At 43.2% G+C, this 16,323-nt stretch carries 15 protein-coding genes; 12 read left to right on the top strand and 3 right to left on the bottom strand.

All coding sequences use genetic code 11. The features are described from left to right. Positions 1-7: 7 nt before the first annotated feature. The 8 genes from KFE98_13970 to KFE98_13935 all read left to right on the top strand — a co-directional run bounded on the left by KFE98_13970 (position 8) and on the right by KFE98_13935 (position 8,462). Positions 8-967, top strand: a complete 960-nt coding sequence (locus KFE98_13970; GenBank protein ID UTW61117.1) for a PCMD domain-containing protein — start codon at positions 8-10, stop codon at positions 965-967. After that, a complete protein-coding gene (locus KFE98_13965; protein UTW61116.1) occupies positions 964-1,722 on the top strand; it encodes a PorT family protein in 759 nt (252 codons plus the stop codon). Before KFE98_13970 ends, KFE98_13965 begins: the two co-directional genes overlap by 4 nt. After that, positions 1,719-3,059, top strand: coding sequence for an MATE family efflux transporter (locus tag KFE98_13960; GenBank protein ID UTW61115.1), 1,341 nt, complete (start codon positions 1,719-1,721; stop codon positions 3,057-3,059). The genes KFE98_13965 and KFE98_13960 overlap by 4 nt, the downstream gene beginning before the upstream one ends. A 28-nt stretch (positions 3,060-3,087) precedes the next feature. Then, positions 3,088-6,180, top strand: a complete 3,093-nt coding sequence (locus KFE98_13955; protein ID UTW61114.1) for a hypothetical protein — start codon at positions 3,088-3,090, stop codon at positions 6,178-6,180. Positions 6,181-6,228: 48 nt separating this feature from the next. Beyond that, entirely contained in the window at positions 6,229-7,182 is a 954-nt protein-coding gene (fmt, locus tag KFE98_13950) for a methionyl-tRNA formyltransferase (GenBank protein ID UTW61113.1), read from the top strand. A 4-nt stretch (positions 7,183-7,186) separates the two neighbouring features. Beyond that, positions 7,187-7,594 (top strand): cupin domain-containing protein, encoded by a 408-nt coding sequence (locus KFE98_13945; GenBank protein ID UTW61112.1) that lies wholly within the window; start codon positions 7,187-7,189, stop codon positions 7,592-7,594. Positions 7,595-7,807: 213 nt separating this feature from the next. Beyond that, entirely contained in the window at positions 7,808-8,080 is a 273-nt protein-coding gene (locus tag KFE98_13940; GenBank protein ID UTW61111.1) for an HU family DNA-binding protein, read from the top strand. Positions 8,081-8,240: 160 nt separating this feature from the next. Beyond that, positions 8,241-8,462: a 30S ribosomal protein THX gene (locus tag KFE98_13935; protein ID UTW61110.1), complete on the top strand. Its 222-nt coding sequence runs from the start codon at positions 8,241-8,243 to the stop codon at positions 8,460-8,462. A gap of 78 nt (positions 8,463-8,540) precedes the next feature. Here the strand turns inward: KFE98_13935 and KFE98_13930 are convergent, their stop codons facing one another. Beyond that, positions 8,541-10,505: a T9SS type A sorting domain-containing protein gene (locus KFE98_13930; GenBank protein UTW61109.1), complete on the bottom strand. Its 1,965-nt coding sequence runs from the start codon at positions 10,503-10,505 to the stop codon at positions 8,541-8,543. Between the two features lie 531 nt (positions 10,506-11,036). Between KFE98_13930 and KFE98_13925 the strand changes: the two genes are divergently transcribed. Next, a complete protein-coding gene (locus tag KFE98_13925; GenBank protein ID UTW61108.1) occupies positions 11,037-11,477 on the top strand; it encodes a carboxypeptidase regulatory-like domain-containing protein in 441 nt (146 codons plus the stop codon). Positions 11,478-11,526: 49 nt separating this feature from the next. On the opposite strand, the gene KFE98_13920 is transcribed toward KFE98_13925, so the two are convergent. Then, on the bottom strand, positions 11,527-13,590 hold the full coding sequence (locus KFE98_13920; GenBank protein UTW61107.1) for a tetratricopeptide repeat protein: 2,064 nt from the start codon (positions 13,588-13,590) through the stop codon (positions 11,527-11,529). Positions 13,591-13,639: 49 nt separating this feature from the next. On the opposite strand from KFE98_13920, the gene KFE98_13915 reads away from it, so the two are divergent. From KFE98_13915 to KFE98_13905, 3 genes are all read left to right on the top strand, one after another. Then, positions 13,640-14,380, top strand: a complete 741-nt coding sequence (locus KFE98_13915; GenBank protein ID UTW61106.1) for a response regulator — start codon at positions 13,640-13,642, stop codon at positions 14,378-14,380. A 121-nt stretch (positions 14,381-14,501) separates the two neighbouring features. Next, positions 14,502-14,717: a hypothetical protein gene (locus KFE98_13910; protein ID UTW61105.1), complete on the top strand. Its 216-nt coding sequence runs from the start codon at positions 14,502-14,504 to the stop codon at positions 14,715-14,717. Between the two features lie 34 nt (positions 14,718-14,751). After that, positions 14,752-15,156, top strand: a complete 405-nt coding sequence (locus tag KFE98_13905; protein ID UTW61104.1) for a hypothetical protein — start codon at positions 14,752-14,754, stop codon at positions 15,154-15,156. Here KFE98_13905 and KFE98_13900 read toward each other — a convergent pair. Further along, a complete protein-coding gene (locus KFE98_13900; protein UTW61103.1) occupies positions 15,069-16,322 on the bottom strand; it encodes a glycosyltransferase family 2 protein in 1,254 nt (417 codons plus the stop codon). The genes KFE98_13905 and KFE98_13900 overlap by 88 nt on opposite strands. Between the last annotated feature and the right edge of the window lies 1 nt (position 16,323).

Raw genomic sequence — 16,323 nt, 5'->3', positions numbered from 1 at the left:
GGCTCCTATGAAAACTTTCTGGAACACCCTACTTTGTTTAGTATGCCTATCTCCCGTTTATGCTCAAGACTATTTGGATAATGGTTTCTTTTGGGACTGGGAGCATTTCGATGAAGTAACCGTAGGAAGTCAAACCTACCCTGCTTTTGATCAGCCCCTTCCCAGTAATTTCTGGACCACCAGCAATATGGGAACAAGGACGATTGCCTTTTCACCAACATGCCTAAAAACCACAGATGCTTATGATGCACCTTATGCCTGCTTGTTACAGTCCACCAGCTTTCCCTTTGGAATTGCTGCGGGTAGTTTAATGGCAGGAGACTACAAGGGTGGTACCGATCCGGCAAAAGCCGTGCACATGGGTAAACCCTGGAATGGTCGCCCAGAACGATTCGTGGGTTTCTACAAATACATTCCTGTAGGTAACGACTATTGTAAAATTGAAGCAACACTTACCCGATGGAATTCAAGTACCAAAAAACAGGAAATCATTGCCACCGCCGCACTACCAACCGCCGATCAAACCAAAACGGTAACGGATTACACCAAGTTCAACCTCTTCTTCGATTACAAATCGAACGATGCCCCTGACTCGATCCAAATAATTTTCACTTCGAGTGGAGATGGAGCCAATTTTCAAGGAGGTAACGGCTCAGCCTTATACATCGATCATGTCAAAATTTTGTACGCCGGTGAAACCGGTATAGCACTCAATGATCAAACCTCTGTTCGCGTGGCAGCCTATCCAAATCCTGCATCAGACTTTGTTTACTTCAATATAGATGGGCTTCACCAAGAAGTCTTTCCCCTGGTGGTTAGAGACCTTCAAGGACGTGAAGTTATGCGAACTGAACTTACCCGAGATCTCTCCAAGATTGAGGTAAGCCATCTGGATCCGGGAATCTACCTCTACGAAATCACGCAGCAGCAAATACCGGTGGGTTCCGGTAGAATTGTCGTTCAATGAAACTTTTAAAGCTTGCTGTACTTCTTCTTTGTTTCTCGTTTTCGGGAAATGACTTAGCTGCCCAAAAAGGTAAATTGACCTTTGGCCCTAAATTGGGCACCATGGTTGGCTTTCCCTTACCCACCGGTGAAATTCCGGATAGCAGTAAGGGAAGTCCGTTGATGGGACCTAATGTAGGAGTCTTCTTTATGTATCAGTTTTCGCCAAAATGGTCCATTTGGATTGAGGGGAATTTTAACCGCAAGGCAGCCGAGTTCAGCTCAAAACTGATCGACTTTGAATACCAGGATGAAGAGACCATTACCACACCCAATGGTACCGTTATCACGGCCACCATTGAAACTGTGTTTAATGGAGAAACCTGGGGCAAATTTGACAACTACTATTTCGAAACGCCGATCATGGCCCGGTATTCCTTCAACAAAAAGTGGCATTTGATGGCTGGTATGTACTATGCCAGTTTGGCCGTGAGCAATTCTGAGGCATACATCAGAGGAAATGTCGGTGCTTCTCAAGAAATAACAGAAGAAGAACGAGATTTGGCCAAGGAAATGAACCTTCATGACTACGGCAGCTTACTCGGATTCCAATACCAATACAAACCTCTTCTGGTAGATTTTAGAATGTCTTATGGCTTCACGTCCATCGTAAAAGAAGACTACACGGCCATTGAATCTCCCTTGCACAATTTGTTTGCTCAACTTTCGGTCAATTTTCAGATATTGCGCCTCCATGCTGAGGAACCGAAACCATGAGTGAATCTCCTGCAAACATTAGTTATAATAACATCTTACGAATTGCTGCACCGATTATGGTCAGTGGTTTGTCGATGACGCTGGTCAACCTCACCGATACTTTATTTCTCAGTAAGTTAGGAGAAAAAGAATTGGGCGGCGTGGGAAACGCAGGACTCATTTTCTTTCTTCTGGTTTTTATTGGAATGGGGTTCAACACCGGATCTCAAATCATGATTTCCCGGCGCAACGGAGAACGGAATTATGCATCCATCGGATCCCTTTATCAGCACGTTTCCTTCTTTTTACTGCTTTGGGGTATACTCATCTTTACCTTTTTGCACACCGGTTTATCCGAAGTATTGCAGTACCTCGTAGAAAGTGATGACATCCGTGATATCAATGTTCGCTTCCTGGAGTCACGAAGTTTTGGGGTCTTCTTTAACTTCATCAACATCACCTTTTTTGCGGTTTACATAGGAACCACCAAGACCAAAATCATTGGCATTGTAACCCCCATAACAGCCTTGATCAACGTAGCCCTGGACTACTGCTTAATTTTTGGAAAATTTGGCTTTCCCGCCTGGGGTGTTGAAGGAGCTGCCTGGGCCTCCAACTTAGCGGAGTTAACGGCAACGCTCATTCTGATCAGTTACACCATTTGGGGCTTGGATCACCGGAAATACAGACTCTTTCAGTGGCAAGGTCTTGATCGCGATCGTTTTATGCGGATGTTCAAAATCAGTACCCCACTGATGATTCAAAACACCATTTCCTTCTCCGCCTGGCTGGGATTCTTTATGATCATTGAGCATTTGGGGACGGATGAACTGGCCGTTTCGCACATGGTAAGAAGCCTCTATATGGTATTGATTATTCCAGTTTTAGGATTAGGCGACACAGCCAATACACTTACCGGAAATCTCATGGGCCAAGGATTATCTAACCACGTGTATACTCTCCTGAAAAGAACCAATGTGGTGGGACTGGCTATTGCCGCCGGACTGCTCCCACTTTACTTCATTTTCGGTGGCAACTTGCTGGCCCCCTTTACCGATCGACCGGAATTGATCGAAATGGGCAAACCGGTATTGAGCATTATTTTTTCGGTGCTGTTTGTATTCGTTGTTGTCATTGTTGGTTTCAGAACCCTATCGGGAACTGGAAAAACCCTGGTTGGTTTAGGGATTGAGAGTATCTCTGTATTCATCTACCTCATCACGGCCTGGTATTTCGCCCATTTTGACAGTGTTGAATTGTATCATCCGTGGTTATCCGAATACGTCTATTTCGGCTTCTTTGCCTCCTTGGTTTACCTCTACCTCTGGAAAGGTAAATGGCAAGATACCAAGGTCTGATCCAATCGTTTCTGTATTTTGGCTCTTGATGAAAAGGGCAGCTCAGGTATTTGGGATCATCATATGGTTGCTATTGAGCAGTTGGTGCGAAGCTCAAAATCACTCGATTCCGTCTAATTATCTCGGTATGAAGGAGGGGCTTTCTTTCCGCCATGTAACCTGTCTTACCCAAGATCATCAAGGAATTATGTGGATTGGAACCCGAGATGGGCTAAATCGTTTTGACGGCTATCAATTCACCCCCTACCTGGAAGAGCCAGAAGGATTGCTCAACAGCTATATTCATGATCTGGAATGCGATACTTCAGGTATCCTATGGATTGCCAATGAAGGTGGACTCAATCTGCTCGATCCTCAAACCGGGGAATTTCAATCTTTCTCGGCTGCCGAAGTTTTTCCCGGGCTCGACGATGTTATAGGTGTTTATGAAATTACTCCAACAGCCTATTCCAGGACTATTTTCCTTCAATCCCGCACTCGCCCCGACCAGGAGTTTTTGTACGACTATGCCATCTATCGCGGTGGAGGAAAATTTGAACGTTTTTTAGTCACCGATGATCAAAACGACACCACCTATCGCTACCTCGCCAATGTATTTGAAGATCGTCAAAGAAGAATTTGGATCCGACCAACGAATACGTTGGAGTTTCTTCAGGTAAATGACCAAGGAAAGGTTATAGACCGAATACAGATTCCTGATGTGGTTGCTGACTTTCGCTTAGCCGATGCCTTACCTGGCAAAACTGAGGAAGCCTATCAAGTCCATGGACCGTATCGGCGCAACCAGGAATTCATTCAGGACACTTCCGTCCAAGACTTTGTGCTCAACGGCTGCTTCTGTGAATCGGAGTCCACGGTAATGTTTGAATGTAACCTGAGTCAACAGGTGTATACCAAAAGAACCCAGCCACGGCTGCTTGGAAAACACATGCCCGTTAATCAGATTTATGATCATCGTGGAAGTTTATGGTATCAACAAGGCTCTTGGGTCAAGATTGAAAGAACATCGGGTACAGACTCCCTGAAAATAGATCAACTCGAAGAAGGCACCAATGTCACCACCTACTTTTACGAGAGTCGAGATCGGACCATGTGGATGGGAACCAATTTTGGGCTTTTTAGACTGTTGGACGATCCCTCACCATTTCAGCTGTCTTTCGTGGGCAAATTGAACCGAAATGGATTTGGAAACAGCATTCGAAGCTTGGAAGAAGGAAGCTCAGGTGAATTATACGCCGGTTTAGTTCATCAGGGAATCTATGTACTGGATCATACAGGTAAAGAATCGCAACTCTTACCTTATAGTTACTTCAGTTCAGGCAAGATATACCAGATCCTTCCCTATGGTATGCACCAACGTGACTCCCTGCTCTGGATTTCGAATTGGTTTGATCCGGGAATATTGGTTTACAACTTGAGCTCTGGTGAAATGGATCACCTTATCCCCTCTGGAAATTCCACGGGTTATGGTTCCTGCCTCTTGCCTTTGAAGGATGGACGAATACTTCAAGGGACCGATCGAGGAATCAATGAAATAAGTCCTGGCGAACAGAGCATTCGTTCCTTGCCCTTTTCCGATTCTGTCATCAACCTTTCCACCCTTCACATCACCGCCTTATGCCAAGATCCGAATGAGATCATTTGGGTGGGCACCAATCAATCGGGGCTTATGGCCATCAATCCACCATCGGGTCAAAAAAGAATGTGGAACAAAAATTCGGGGCTAAGCAGCAATTCCATCCGATGTGTTTTATCCTGGAACGGTTTCCTTTGGATTGGTTCACCAACCGGTATGCATCGCTTAGATCCGGAGTCAGGCGAAATTCAACATTATACCACGCGAAACGGATTACCCAATAACCAGGTACATGCCATACAAGCCCAGGACGATCATTTATGGATTAGCACCAACCAAGGATTGAGTCGTTTCAATCCCGAGGAAGAGAGCTTTAAGAATTTCACCACCCTTCAGGGGCTTCCTCACAATGAGTTTAATTATCGCGCATTTACCGCTGGTTCAAAAGGATTATTTTTTGGAGGTATGAATGGCGTCGTTCATCTTTCAAAATCCAAAAATGAATCCACCCGAAACAACTTCCCGGTTGTACTTTCCGGATTTGAAAAATTCGATGGTGATAAGGGACAAATAAAATCTATCTCTCCTCAAATGGGGGAAATGCTCCACCTCTATCCAGGCGATAAATTTTTCACCTTCCGCTTTGCCTCCACCGATTATTTTAGCGCCGACAACAACCGATATGCCTATCGGTTAAAGGGTCTGGACAATGAATGGACTCCTTTGGGGCCCGATCATCAGGTTCGCTTCAACCGACTTCCTCCAGGAAACTATCAATTTGAAGTAAAGACTCAGGGGCGAGATGGCTTTTGGAGTCAGGCCGAGATTTCACTTCCCTTAAAGGTTCACCAAATCTTCTACAAGACCTGGTGGTTTATATCCTTGGTCATTCTCAGTTCACTGGCCATCGTATATGGTGTATATCGTTATCGGATCAATCAATTTCAAAAACTGGATCGACTTCGCCTAAAAATTGCCAGCGACCTACACGATGATGTCGGCAGTCTTCTCACCCGCATTTCTCTAAAAACGGATCTCATTGGTGAAGGAATCTATAATGAAGAAGAGACTCAAAAAGAGATGGACTCCATCAAAACCACCAGTCGACATGCCGTCAAATCGATGCGTGACATCGTTTGGTCCATTGATTCTCGTAAAGACCGGGCGGAAGATCTCACCGATCGAATGAAAGATTTTGCGGCAGAAATGCTGGGCCCACTCGACATCCAATTTCACTTTGATGAATCCCAATTGAGAAGTCAGCAACGACTATCGCTGGAGTTTAGGCACAACTGCTACCTGCTGTTTAAGGAAGCCATCCACAACATTGCCAAGCATTCGAATGCCACAGAAGTTCATATCTCCATTAGCCAGGAAAAAGGTCAGTTCAAACTGGTCGTTCAGGATAATGGTTCAGCTGCAGAACCAACCAAATCCGATGGGCAAGGATTGAGCAACATGAAAATGCGGGCTAAACAACTCAGTGGTCAACTAAGTATCACTACCGATGCCGGATATCGCTTAGAATTGACTGCTCGCTTGTAGGCGTCCCTGTTCTTATCCGCTATATTTGCCCGCCTAAAAAGTAGACTAATGCGCATTGTATTTCTTGGTACACCCGATTTTGCGGTAGCTTCCCTAAGAGCTTTGGTGGAAGCTAAAAAGAATGTGGTGGGAGTCATAACCGCTCCCGATAGACCAGCTGGTCGAGGACATAAACTTAGACCTTCTGCCGTAAAGGAATACGCCCAATCTGTTGGACTGCCCCTACTTCAACCCACCAACCTCAAGGATCCAGAATTTCAACAAGCCCTTAAAGATTGGCAGGCCGATCTACAAATTGTGGTCGCTTTTCGAATGCTTCCAGAATCCGTTTGGAACATGCCCGCCATGGGTACCTTTAATCTGCACGCCAGTTTGCTGCCCCAATACCGAGGCGCTGCTCCCATCAATAGAGCGGTTATGAACGGAGAATCGGAAAGCGGAGTAACCACCTTTCTTTTACAACATGCCATCGATACTGGAAATATCCTGTTTCGGGAAAAGGAAAATATAAGTCCCGATGATACCGCTGGAGATCTTCATGATCGCCTGATGGATTTGGGCGCTTCTTTGGTGGTAAAAACCGTGGATGCCCTGGAAAACGGAAAAGTAACTCCCAGACACCAGGATGAGTTCCAAAGTGAAGGCGAAGTTCTTCGTGAAGCCCCAAAGTTGTTTAAAGAGGATTGCCAGATCGATTGGAATCGATCCGCTCAGGATATACACAATCATATTCGGGGACTGGCTCCATTTCCAGGTGCGTTTACCCGGGTAAAAGTGGGTGACACCGAAAAACAATTGAAGGTGTACTCAAGCATCTTCGAAGCTCAGGATGACGATACTTCAATAGACCTGCCTCAACAGTTATCTGAAAAAGACCGATTGGGCGTCCGGTTATCAGGAGGAATTCTTTGGCTGACTCAAATACAGTTGGAAGGCAAGAAGCGAATGCCTGTGGCCGATCTGCTTCGTGGTCTCAATGATCAACCCGAATTGCTATTTTAGTAAGATGAAGGCTGTTACACTACTATTCTTATCCTTGGGATTTGTTGCCACCGGTTGGGCACAAGAGGCGATTCATTTACCCACCTCCACTCCAGAAGTCTTTAAAGACAACATCACGGTAGAAAAACTGAGCACCGATGCCAATCAGTCTTCATTTTTGATTTGGGTAAAGGATACCGTACGACCTCATCACCATGCCGAGCACACCGAGTGCATTTATGTTTTGGAAGGCGAAGGCACCTTTTACCTGGGTACCAATAAGATGGAACTAAAGCCCGGCGATTATGTGCGAATCCCCCAAGGGGTGGTACATTCCTTTAAAACCCGATCCCCTGTACCTGCTAAGGTTTTATCCATTCAAACCCCAGAGTTTTTAGGCGAAGATCGAATTTGGTCTGATCACCAACATTGATTTTGTCCCGATTTGGGAATATCGTTGAACGTTCCAAAAAGGGGTTAAAATTGCCCTAAACCCGCATGGACGCTGGCGATTCCGGTAGTTTATTAACAAAATATCCGATTTTTCAACAAAATGGTGCATTTCACCCGGCAACCCTTGACCCGTGTACATTTTCGTATAAATTTGGTATCGAATTATTATTATTAACTAAAAACAAATTACACGATGAACAAGTCGGAATTGGTAGAGGCAATGGCTAATGGAGCTGGGATCTCTAAAGCTGACGCTAAAAAAGCCCTAGATGCTTTGATTGACTCTACTTCAAGCGCACTTAAGAAAGGCGACAGAGTTGCTTTGGTAGGATTCGGTTCTTTCTCCGTGTCCAAAAGATCGGCTAGAACTGGCCGTAATCCTCAAACAGGAAAAGAAATTAAAATTGCCGCTAAAAATGTGGTGAAGTTTAAAGCAGGTGCTGAACTTTCTACTGCGGTAAATTAATCGCCACAATGATTGCATAAAAAAGGCCTCCGCCATTGCGGAGGCTTTTTTTTTGCCCTATACCAAGCTCCTTCCTCCTCATAATCAACCCAATAACCTTGACCCTTTCCTTCAAATTCTTTATATTAGACGTTCGCCTAATTGAAAAATTCAATGATATATGGGAAAAGGAGATAAAAAAACTGCCAAGGGAAAACGTTTTAGAGGTTCCGCTGGCAAAACCCGTCAACCTAACCGTAAGAACCTAAGCTTAGCTGAAATTGAAACCTTGAAACAAGGAAAGAAAAAGAAAAAAGCCCCCGCAAAGAGCTCAGCCAAAAAAGAGCCAGCAAAGGCCAGTGCGAAAAAAACCGCCAAAGAAGAAAAAGAAACTGCCGATTAACGAGAGCGAGCTTTCAGTATAAAAAATCCCCTTCCAAACAGGTTGAAAGGGGATTTTTTTATGCCGTGCCGATTCTGCTTAGTGAATCAGGCTAATTTTCTTTTGAAAGTACTCTTGAGGGGTATTGGCCTCCAAAATGTACATACCGGCCTTCTGATCGCTTAAATCGATCATCTCGCCATAGTTCAACGCTTCCTGAACTTCCTTTTCAAAAACTACCTTACCCTCTAAGTTGTAAATACGAACCGTAAGAGGCGTAGGCTCTGGAGAACTAAAATTGATCAAGAAACTACCTTCCGTTGGATTAGGATACAAAACCAAAGATTGCTCGTTATTAGAGGAGAAGAAACTGTGGCTTTCACCATTATCCGTTCCCAAAGACAAGCAAACCGAATCAGATGCTACAGCCACGTTATCTGGCTTTTTGGTAATACCTGCTCCTACTGAAAAGTTGATGGTCTCAGAACAACCAAAATTGGGGTTAAAAGGGTGAATGATTGTCAAGTCTTTGTTGTGTAGACGAAGAGTACCACTACCTTGCGATTGATTACCAAAGAAGCTCAATCCGTCGCAACGGGTATCGGTAATACGCAATTGGTAACATCCATCCGTCAAGGTTACATTGTCCTGAAAAGATTGACCTGCTCCCATATTTTCCCATCTACGAACTTCTGATCCGTCAGAAGCAGAGAGGATAATTACGTTTTCGCTTGGAGAGTTGTTCATGGTTCCCCATACTACAACCTCGGTGGAATTCGCCTTTTTAACGTGCTCTACTACCGTTGTTTTGCGGTTGTTGTATTCGTACTCATCTACTCCGTTATTTGGGCAAGAAGCCATGGCTACGAATTCAGTTTTGGAAACATCGTTGAACAACCATCCCGCATCTGGCAAGGTGATATCCGTTTCTTCCAGGGCATATAGCTTACCCGTCCATTCGTACACCAACAGGTCTTTTCCTGTTACACCGTAAATGATCTTTACAGACTCCAGGGTTTCGCTTCCGCGGTTACGAATGCGTACCACAGGATTTCCACAAATTGGATTTAAGCGACCATAATCTTCGTAGCTGTTTGGTGCTTTAATATCCAAAAGCTCCACGTCCTTTTCAAAATTGAAATCACCGTAGTTGAAAAGCATTCCAGTAAAAATGTAAGAAGCTCCTCCCGAAGTGGTGTAGCTTTCAAAATCTACATCCAGGGTATGAGTTTGTCCGGGAGTCACCACTCCTCTCAAGTCATAGTCATGTGTTGGAACTTTATCACCGGGACACCAGTTGGCTCGGTTGTACACCCAGGTACCTGTTTGAGGCCAGTAACCGTTTTCACCACAATCGTCTTTCCAAACCGATTTGGTCCAGGTAGGAGTACCATCAATTTTTACTTCATAGGTCTTCGGACAAAATTCCGAGCAATTGGATTGCTGATCAGCTCCGTGTCCAGTTGGAATAAGACGAAGCATAGATGTTTTGTCCTCCGCTTTAAAATCATAACTAATGGGGGTCAACTTATCGTTGATTTCATTGTTTCCATGGCCATATCCGTAGCTCCCCATCCAGAGTTTTTCAACCGAGTTTACATCCCTTGGAGGCGTACCCTCTATGAAAAGAAAATCGAGCGTTACGGTAAATCCATCTTGCCATCCCCCATAACGAGCATTAATCTCTACAGAATCGTGTAGAAGAGGCTCAAAATCGGTGATATCAAAGTACCAATCACGGAACCATCCATTTTGACGGTCTCCCGCATAGGGCGTGATAAAGCGAGCCAATTCGACCAATCTAACTTTCCCCGTATCCATCAAGAAAACCTGTCCGGTATAGTCCCATCCGCTGCAACCTTGGGATGGACAACCGAGTCTAAATCTCAAAACAATCTTCTCGTAAGTCTTGGAATCGTCCGGGAGCAGCCCCTTTTCGTAGAAGTTACCGTTCCAATCCCAATGGGTTTGATCGTGGATCGTTACTTTGGTTGTGTCACCAGTTTTGCTGAATACCTGAGCCAGTGATCCCAGGAATAGCAGGGTAAAAAGGACCTTTTTCATAGCGAATAAAAAAATTTCGTCGAATATACTCATTTTATGAAGTCATTCTTCGAATGACTGGAATGCCAGGATAGCGATTTCTGGCCATAGGGAGAGTTCTGTTTCCCGTTTGACGAAAAATATATTCTTTTGCCGAAAAGCGAGTAACCAGATAATCAAATTACAAAACAATTTATTTAAGTCATGTCGTACAAAAGAAGTTAATATCAAAAGCAAAACTTTTGCAGGCCTTAGACTATAAATAAATAATTCTGCCACCAGCAGAGAAAATCAAGAATTCATAAGGACAATGAAATTGCTGAGCAGTTTCGGAATCAAGTCCAGGGAGCAGGATCTACTGCCCAAATCGTAATTTGAGGAAACAGCCGCTTTGTTGTTTTCACCTTCATGAGATCTCACTCCACTCTGGTCCAATAAATGAGCCCAACTCACAAGGGACTTACTATGCCCCATTTCATCCTGTCTGCTTGAATAAGAGAAACTAAGTCAAAAAAATTAATTATTCGGTATAACTATTTAAAAATTAGAAAGATGAAAAAGGTAATCACAAAATTCGGGTACGTATTCACAATTGTTTCAATCGCTACAATGGCATTCACTTCATGCTCCAAAGAACAAGAGGAATTTACACCTCAGAGCAGCGCCAATGTGGATTCTCAGGAATTGCCTGTTCCTCCGACTATTAATAAAGAAATAAGAACCGGCGTAGATGACGACTTGATGGCAGCAAAAATCAACGTTGGTAAGAATGGATCGGTTATGGTTGGTGTCGAAATCGGAATGCGCTCTGAACCGCAGGGAATTTACAGCGAAGTAAGAACATCAGATTCGTTCGGAGAATGTGTTTTTTCAAATATGCCACAAGGTCAATATGTATTGCAAATTGAAAAGAATGGATTTGATCCAATCGTTGACACATTGATTGTATCAGACAGTCTGGAACTCGTATACAATATGATTGAATCACTTTAAAGAAATACCACACTAGTGAAGCTCTGATTTAATTTGAACAATCGGAGTTTCACTTGGGTGGAATTCTAATAATAAGTTCATTAGGGGAAACTTGACTGATATCACCATTCAATTGTTTAACTTGGAGCTTCACTAACCGCAACCCAAATGATTTTTTACTGCTTTCTTCCCAATAATACCCTGGACCATTGTCTGAAATTTTTAATACAATCTGACTGGAATCGTCTTTATAAATCGAGAGATTCATTTCTGCATTTGAAGTGTTCGGTACCACATGTTTGTAGCAGTTACTGAGCAACTCTGTTAAGATTAACCCGAGCGAAACACCAGCGTCTGCATCCAATTCTATGGGTTCAACTTGATAAACCAAATTAGACTGTGAAGACCATTTGTGGTAGGATATCTTTATCTCTTCAACCATTTCAGTAACGTATTCTTGTAAACTAATTGTTACTGTTTTCGGCTTAGAATATAGCTGTTGATGAAGTAAATTCATGGCCCTTACTCGATTTTCACTATCCACAAGGGCCTCTTTCGCTTCCCCATCTTCCAATTTACCTAACTGCAAACTGAAAAGGCTGGATAACACTTGAAGATTATTCTTTACTCTATGATGCATATCCCTGAGAAGAGTTTCATTCTTTTTACTCAATAGATTCTTATTTACAAATAACCGGTAAATCAGCACCAACAGTCCCAGGAGGATAATCATTCCAACTATTAGCGCTGTATTAAAAGCAATTTGGAGTTTTAATTGCTCATCCTTTTCCTCTTCAATCTGTTTTAGATAATTGATTTCTTTTTGTTTTTGCCTTACATCGAAGCGCGCTTCCAATTCCATAACCGCCCTTTGTTTATCAGCATTAAGCAAAGTGTCACTGATGTTACGCAATAATTCAGAATACATGAAAGCGCTTCCATGCTCATTTCGATTTTGATAGAGCTCGGTCAATAATTCATAAATTGTTCGAAGTTCTTTTAAAGCCTCTTGTTTCTGGGCAAACTTTTCAGATCGAATCAGAGCTTCTTCCGCAACATCATATCTCGCAGTTTTAACCAAAACTCGAGCAAGATTGATATCGCTGACCAAGAGTCCAACACTATCCTGATTTTCTTGACGATATGTATATGATTCCTTATAAAAGTCTTTGGCACTTATAAATTCTCCTTGGAGCAGATGGATATCTCCAATGTTGTCAAGAGTCGAGGTCATATACCTTCCATTTCCAATCTTTCTCTTTATGTTCAATGATTTGCCATAATAATATAGAGCACTATCTAGAATTCCCATATCCTGATAGGTCCGACCTAAGTTATTGAGAGAACCAGCAATTCCCCAATCTTCACCCTCGGCCCTTCTAAGTTCTAATGCTATCCGATGGTATTTAAGTGCTTGATCGAACTGCTTATTTTTAATAAAGATGTTCCCTAATGTATTATAAGAGGAGGCCATTTTCCCATTCAAACCAAGCTCATCAAAAATGTCAATAGCCGTAAACAACACCTTCTGTGCCTCTTCATCGAAGTGAATTCTCTTGTAAATTACACCGATATTGTGAAGCCCGCCAGCATATTGTTCACGGTCACCTAATTCCTCAAAAATTTTCGCCGCATTTTTAAAGGAATTAAGGCTCTCTGAGAAATCACCTTTTAGGGAATAACTCATGGCTATATTGTTATAAATACTTGATATCTCTGCTGAATCCAATGACGCTTTTGATACCTTCAAAGCCTTCTGAAAATAAAAAATTGAAGTGTCAAGCTCTTCAATGACTTGATAACTATAGCCCAACAGTTGATATGAAGTAGATTTATAGGTTTTATTCGCCTCCCAATTTGAAAATTGTAAAGCAGATTTATAACAAATTATTCCCAAAAAATGCTCACCTTCCGATTGATATTGCTGTCCCAATTGAAGCAAGCAAAGAACCTTATCCTCGGAAGAAATATCCTGACTCAAACAATTAATTAACTTTAAACGGAGTTCTTTAGGTAATTCGTTGTTTATAAAAGTATTATCCCCTTCTCGAATAAGGGGATTACCTCTAAATTCTTGACCAAATACCGTCAGTGCGGAAAAAAGAATTAGAAAATTGAGGAAATACTTCTTCATTTGTTGTGTTACCTTCGTATAGGTCTCGCAATTTAGTTATAGTAGGAAGATGAGCAAAATTAAAATATTGATCGTTGAGGATGATTTTTTGATCCAGGAAGATCTTGCTTTGAAACTGGAATCCTCCGGCTACGAGGTGCTCGATAAACTGGATCGCGGTGAAGATGCTATTGTATCGGTGAGCCAGAATGAACCGGATATTATTTTGATGGATATTCAACTGGCTGGCGAAATGGATGGTATTCAAACGGCCAGCACTATCCTGGCAAACCATTCACTTCCGTTGATCTATTTGACGGATTATTCGGACAAGAAAACCATCGATCGGGCGGGAAAAACTAAACCTTCGTCGTACATCTTGAAGCCTTTTAATACGCGTCAATTACTAATCTCGATCGAGATTGCTCTTCAAAATTTTGAAGCAGATCGGGTATTTGAACCGGAGCGTAAATACGAAGACCTGGATGCTCCCAAGGTGTTTAAGGATTCCATCTTTATCAAGGGGAACCTTGTGCATGAGCGTATTCGTATCAAAGACATCTTGTATCTGGAAGCAGACCGCTCCTACTCTATTCTGGTTACTGAAAAACGTTCGTATCAGTTCTCCTATCCGCTTAAGGCCTTACTGGATAAGTTTCCTTCTCAATCCCTTACCCGGGTAAGCAAAAAACATGCGGTAAACCTCAATCAGGTGGATGGTATTAAAGGGAACAATCTAATGCTACGCGAACACGAAATTCCAGTGGCCAAATCCCACAAAGAAATCATCAAAAACCTCTACTTGGTTTAACATTTCCCGTATTTATCCCGGTTTTCAGGATAAGTATTTTTACCCATACGGAAATACCTGGTTTGGCATCGGAAGATAATTTTCCATAAGCCCTTATTCTGTTGTTCCTTTATCTCTGATTATGCAAGAAGCGAACTATAGAATTACCATTTTTCTGTTCCTGTCACTACTGATTGGCATCTCCTTGTTGGGCGATGCTAAAGCTATGGTAGCCAGTTCTGAAATCTCCAATTCATCGGTTAGCTTGCAGCCTCAATCCACCGATTTGTTGAGCACAAGTTTCTCATCAAATCACGTGGACAACACACCTTATACCACTTTTAAGCCGGGTTGCTAACAACGGCCCTGCGGTTGAACTAAACTGTATTACGATGATCTGGGACGAGTCAGATGAACGGGACTGGAGAATTACCGGTACCTGGAAATGGACCCTGAAAGAAGATTGCCTTCAGGTGCCAAATCACCACGGAGTATTCCTATTTGCGGATTCGAAACACCGCATCAAATACATCGGTCTGGTGCAAACGGAAAATTTGGGACAAGAACTGAAAGGTCTTTTTAAGAAGTCACAAGGCTACGGATCCTCCCGATTCAAAATCCTCTTTACTTCAGACGAAGAACAGGCCTATTCCCTAAAACTATCTTTGGAAGGCAAATACGACCCTCCCAATAATCAGGATTTAAAAACTCAACGATTGCGGTCCAGCTTGCGTAAATACAGCAGCCACTCTGAAAACTGGTTGGCTCCTTTGTATTTCAAAACGCCCATTAAGTGAGGTAAGGCCTCTTCCAAGGATTGCTCACCATAATAATGGTCCCGGGCAAAATGAACATATTTCATCGCTCGAAAGGCATTGAACCAGCTGAAAAACCGCTTGGAGAAAGTAAGCTCGGAAGTACCATGGCGCAACCAATCGGCTTTGCGTTGTTCGTAATCAGTGCTCTTTAAAAAGGCCTGAATCGATTCGGGTTGATGATTCATAAAGGCTTCCTTGAAGCCTCCATGATTTCGGTATTCGAGGATAACCGATTGTAGAACCCCCTTTAAATCTTCATAAGCCTGCCAGGGATAAGTCGAGGCAACTTGGCCTGAATTGAGGGTATCGTTCACTGCTTTTCCGGTACCAAAAGGAACCCGATGCGATCCTCGCGGCGAAGGTATCACCTGGGTATCGGTAATCTCACCAAAGGGACTTGCCTGAATGATTTTTTGTAAAAAGTAAAAATCCTCACCAGCCTTTCTGCGGTTCATTCCCCCTTCTTTCTGATAGGTAGTGCTACGAACTGCCATGCTCGATCCAATGGTATGGTAGGCCTGAGGGTGATCAGCATAACGCAATCCATTGAGGTGATAGCGCAAATGAAGCTCGTAGGCCGTGATCGCATCATAAATATCCGAAGGAAACGCACCTCCTTGCAGGGGATGCTCAAAGTGGATGGATGCCCCACCCCATTTCGGATGCTGATCAAAAGCGGTTTCCAGGACCTGAAAATAATTGCTCTCACACCGTGAATCAGCATCAAAGCATACAATAACTCCTTCCGGATTATCCACTTGATCCAATCGATCAACAGCTTCATCCATTCCTATCTTCCGGGCCAAGCCCACTCCAGCATGTTTTCGGGGCAACTCGTTTTGTAAGATGAAATGATACGCCAAACCTTCTTTTTGATGATCCTTAGCCCAGGATTGAGCTTGATTCAGAGATGCCAGATTTCTTTCCTTTAGAAGTGGATCATCGGCCTCTGAAGCATTTATGACCACTATAACCTCCACCGAGCCTTCGGGCAAGGTACAATCTGAAAGGCTGGTAAGTGATCCAATCAAATCCGGCTCGTCATGCGAGGGAATGACCACCACTAAGCTCAAATCAGAAGCCGGCGTACTTGATATTTGTCGGGAAAGGAAACGATTGCGCTCCAGGTATGGATTGAGTCCCATG

This window comes from bacterium SCSIO 12741, from assembly GCA_024398055.1.
In the GTDB taxonomy this organism is placed as follows: domain Bacteria; phylum Bacteroidota; class Bacteroidia; order Flavobacteriales_G; family Salibacteraceae; genus SCSIO-12741.
Note: the sequence above shows the minus strand (reverse complement) of the source record. Positions and strands in the feature narration are given on the sequence as shown.

Coding starts and splice junctions, on each gene's coding strand:
- KFE98_13970 (UTW61117.1), top strand. CDS start 8: ATGAAAACTTTCTGGAACACCCTACTTTGTTTAGTATGCCTATCTCCC.
- KFE98_13965 (UTW61116.1), top strand. CDS start 964: ATGAAACTTTTAAAGCTTGCTGTACTTCTTCTTTGTTTCTCGTTTTCG.
- KFE98_13960 (UTW61115.1), top strand. CDS start 1,719: ATGAGTGAATCTCCTGCAAACATTAGTTATAATAACATCTTACGAATT.
- KFE98_13955 (UTW61114.1), top strand. CDS start 3,088: ATGAAAAGGGCAGCTCAGGTATTTGGGATCATCATATGGTTGCTATTG.
- fmt (UTW61113.1), top strand. CDS start 6,229: ATGCGCATTGTATTTCTTGGTACACCCGATTTTGCGGTAGCTTCCCTA.
- KFE98_13945 (UTW61112.1), top strand. CDS start 7,187: ATGAAGGCTGTTACACTACTATTCTTATCCTTGGGATTTGTTGCCACC.
- KFE98_13940 (UTW61111.1), top strand. CDS start 7,808: ATGAACAAGTCGGAATTGGTAGAGGCAATGGCTAATGGAGCTGGGATC.
- KFE98_13935 (UTW61110.1), top strand. CDS start 8,241: ATGGGAAAAGGAGATAAAAAAACTGCCAAGGGAAAACGTTTTAGAGGT.
- KFE98_13930 (UTW61109.1), bottom strand. CDS start 10,505: ATGAAAAAGGTCCTTTTTACCCTGCTATTCCTGGGATCACTGGCTCAG.
- KFE98_13925 (UTW61108.1), top strand. CDS start 11,037: ATGAAAAAGGTAATCACAAAATTCGGGTACGTATTCACAATTGTTTCA.
- KFE98_13920 (UTW61107.1), bottom strand. CDS start 13,590: ATGAAGAAGTATTTCCTCAATTTTCTAATTCTTTTTTCCGCACTGACG.
- KFE98_13915 (UTW61106.1), top strand. CDS start 13,640: ATGAGCAAAATTAAAATATTGATCGTTGAGGATGATTTTTTGATCCAG.
- KFE98_13910 (UTW61105.1), top strand. CDS start 14,502: ATGCAAGAAGCGAACTATAGAATTACCATTTTTCTGTTCCTGTCACTA.
- KFE98_13905 (UTW61104.1), top strand. CDS start 14,752: ATGATCTGGGACGAGTCAGATGAACGGGACTGGAGAATTACCGGTACC.
- KFE98_13900 (UTW61103.1), bottom strand. CDS start 16,322: ATGGGACTCAATCCATACCTGGAGCGCAATCGTTTCCTTTCCCGACAA.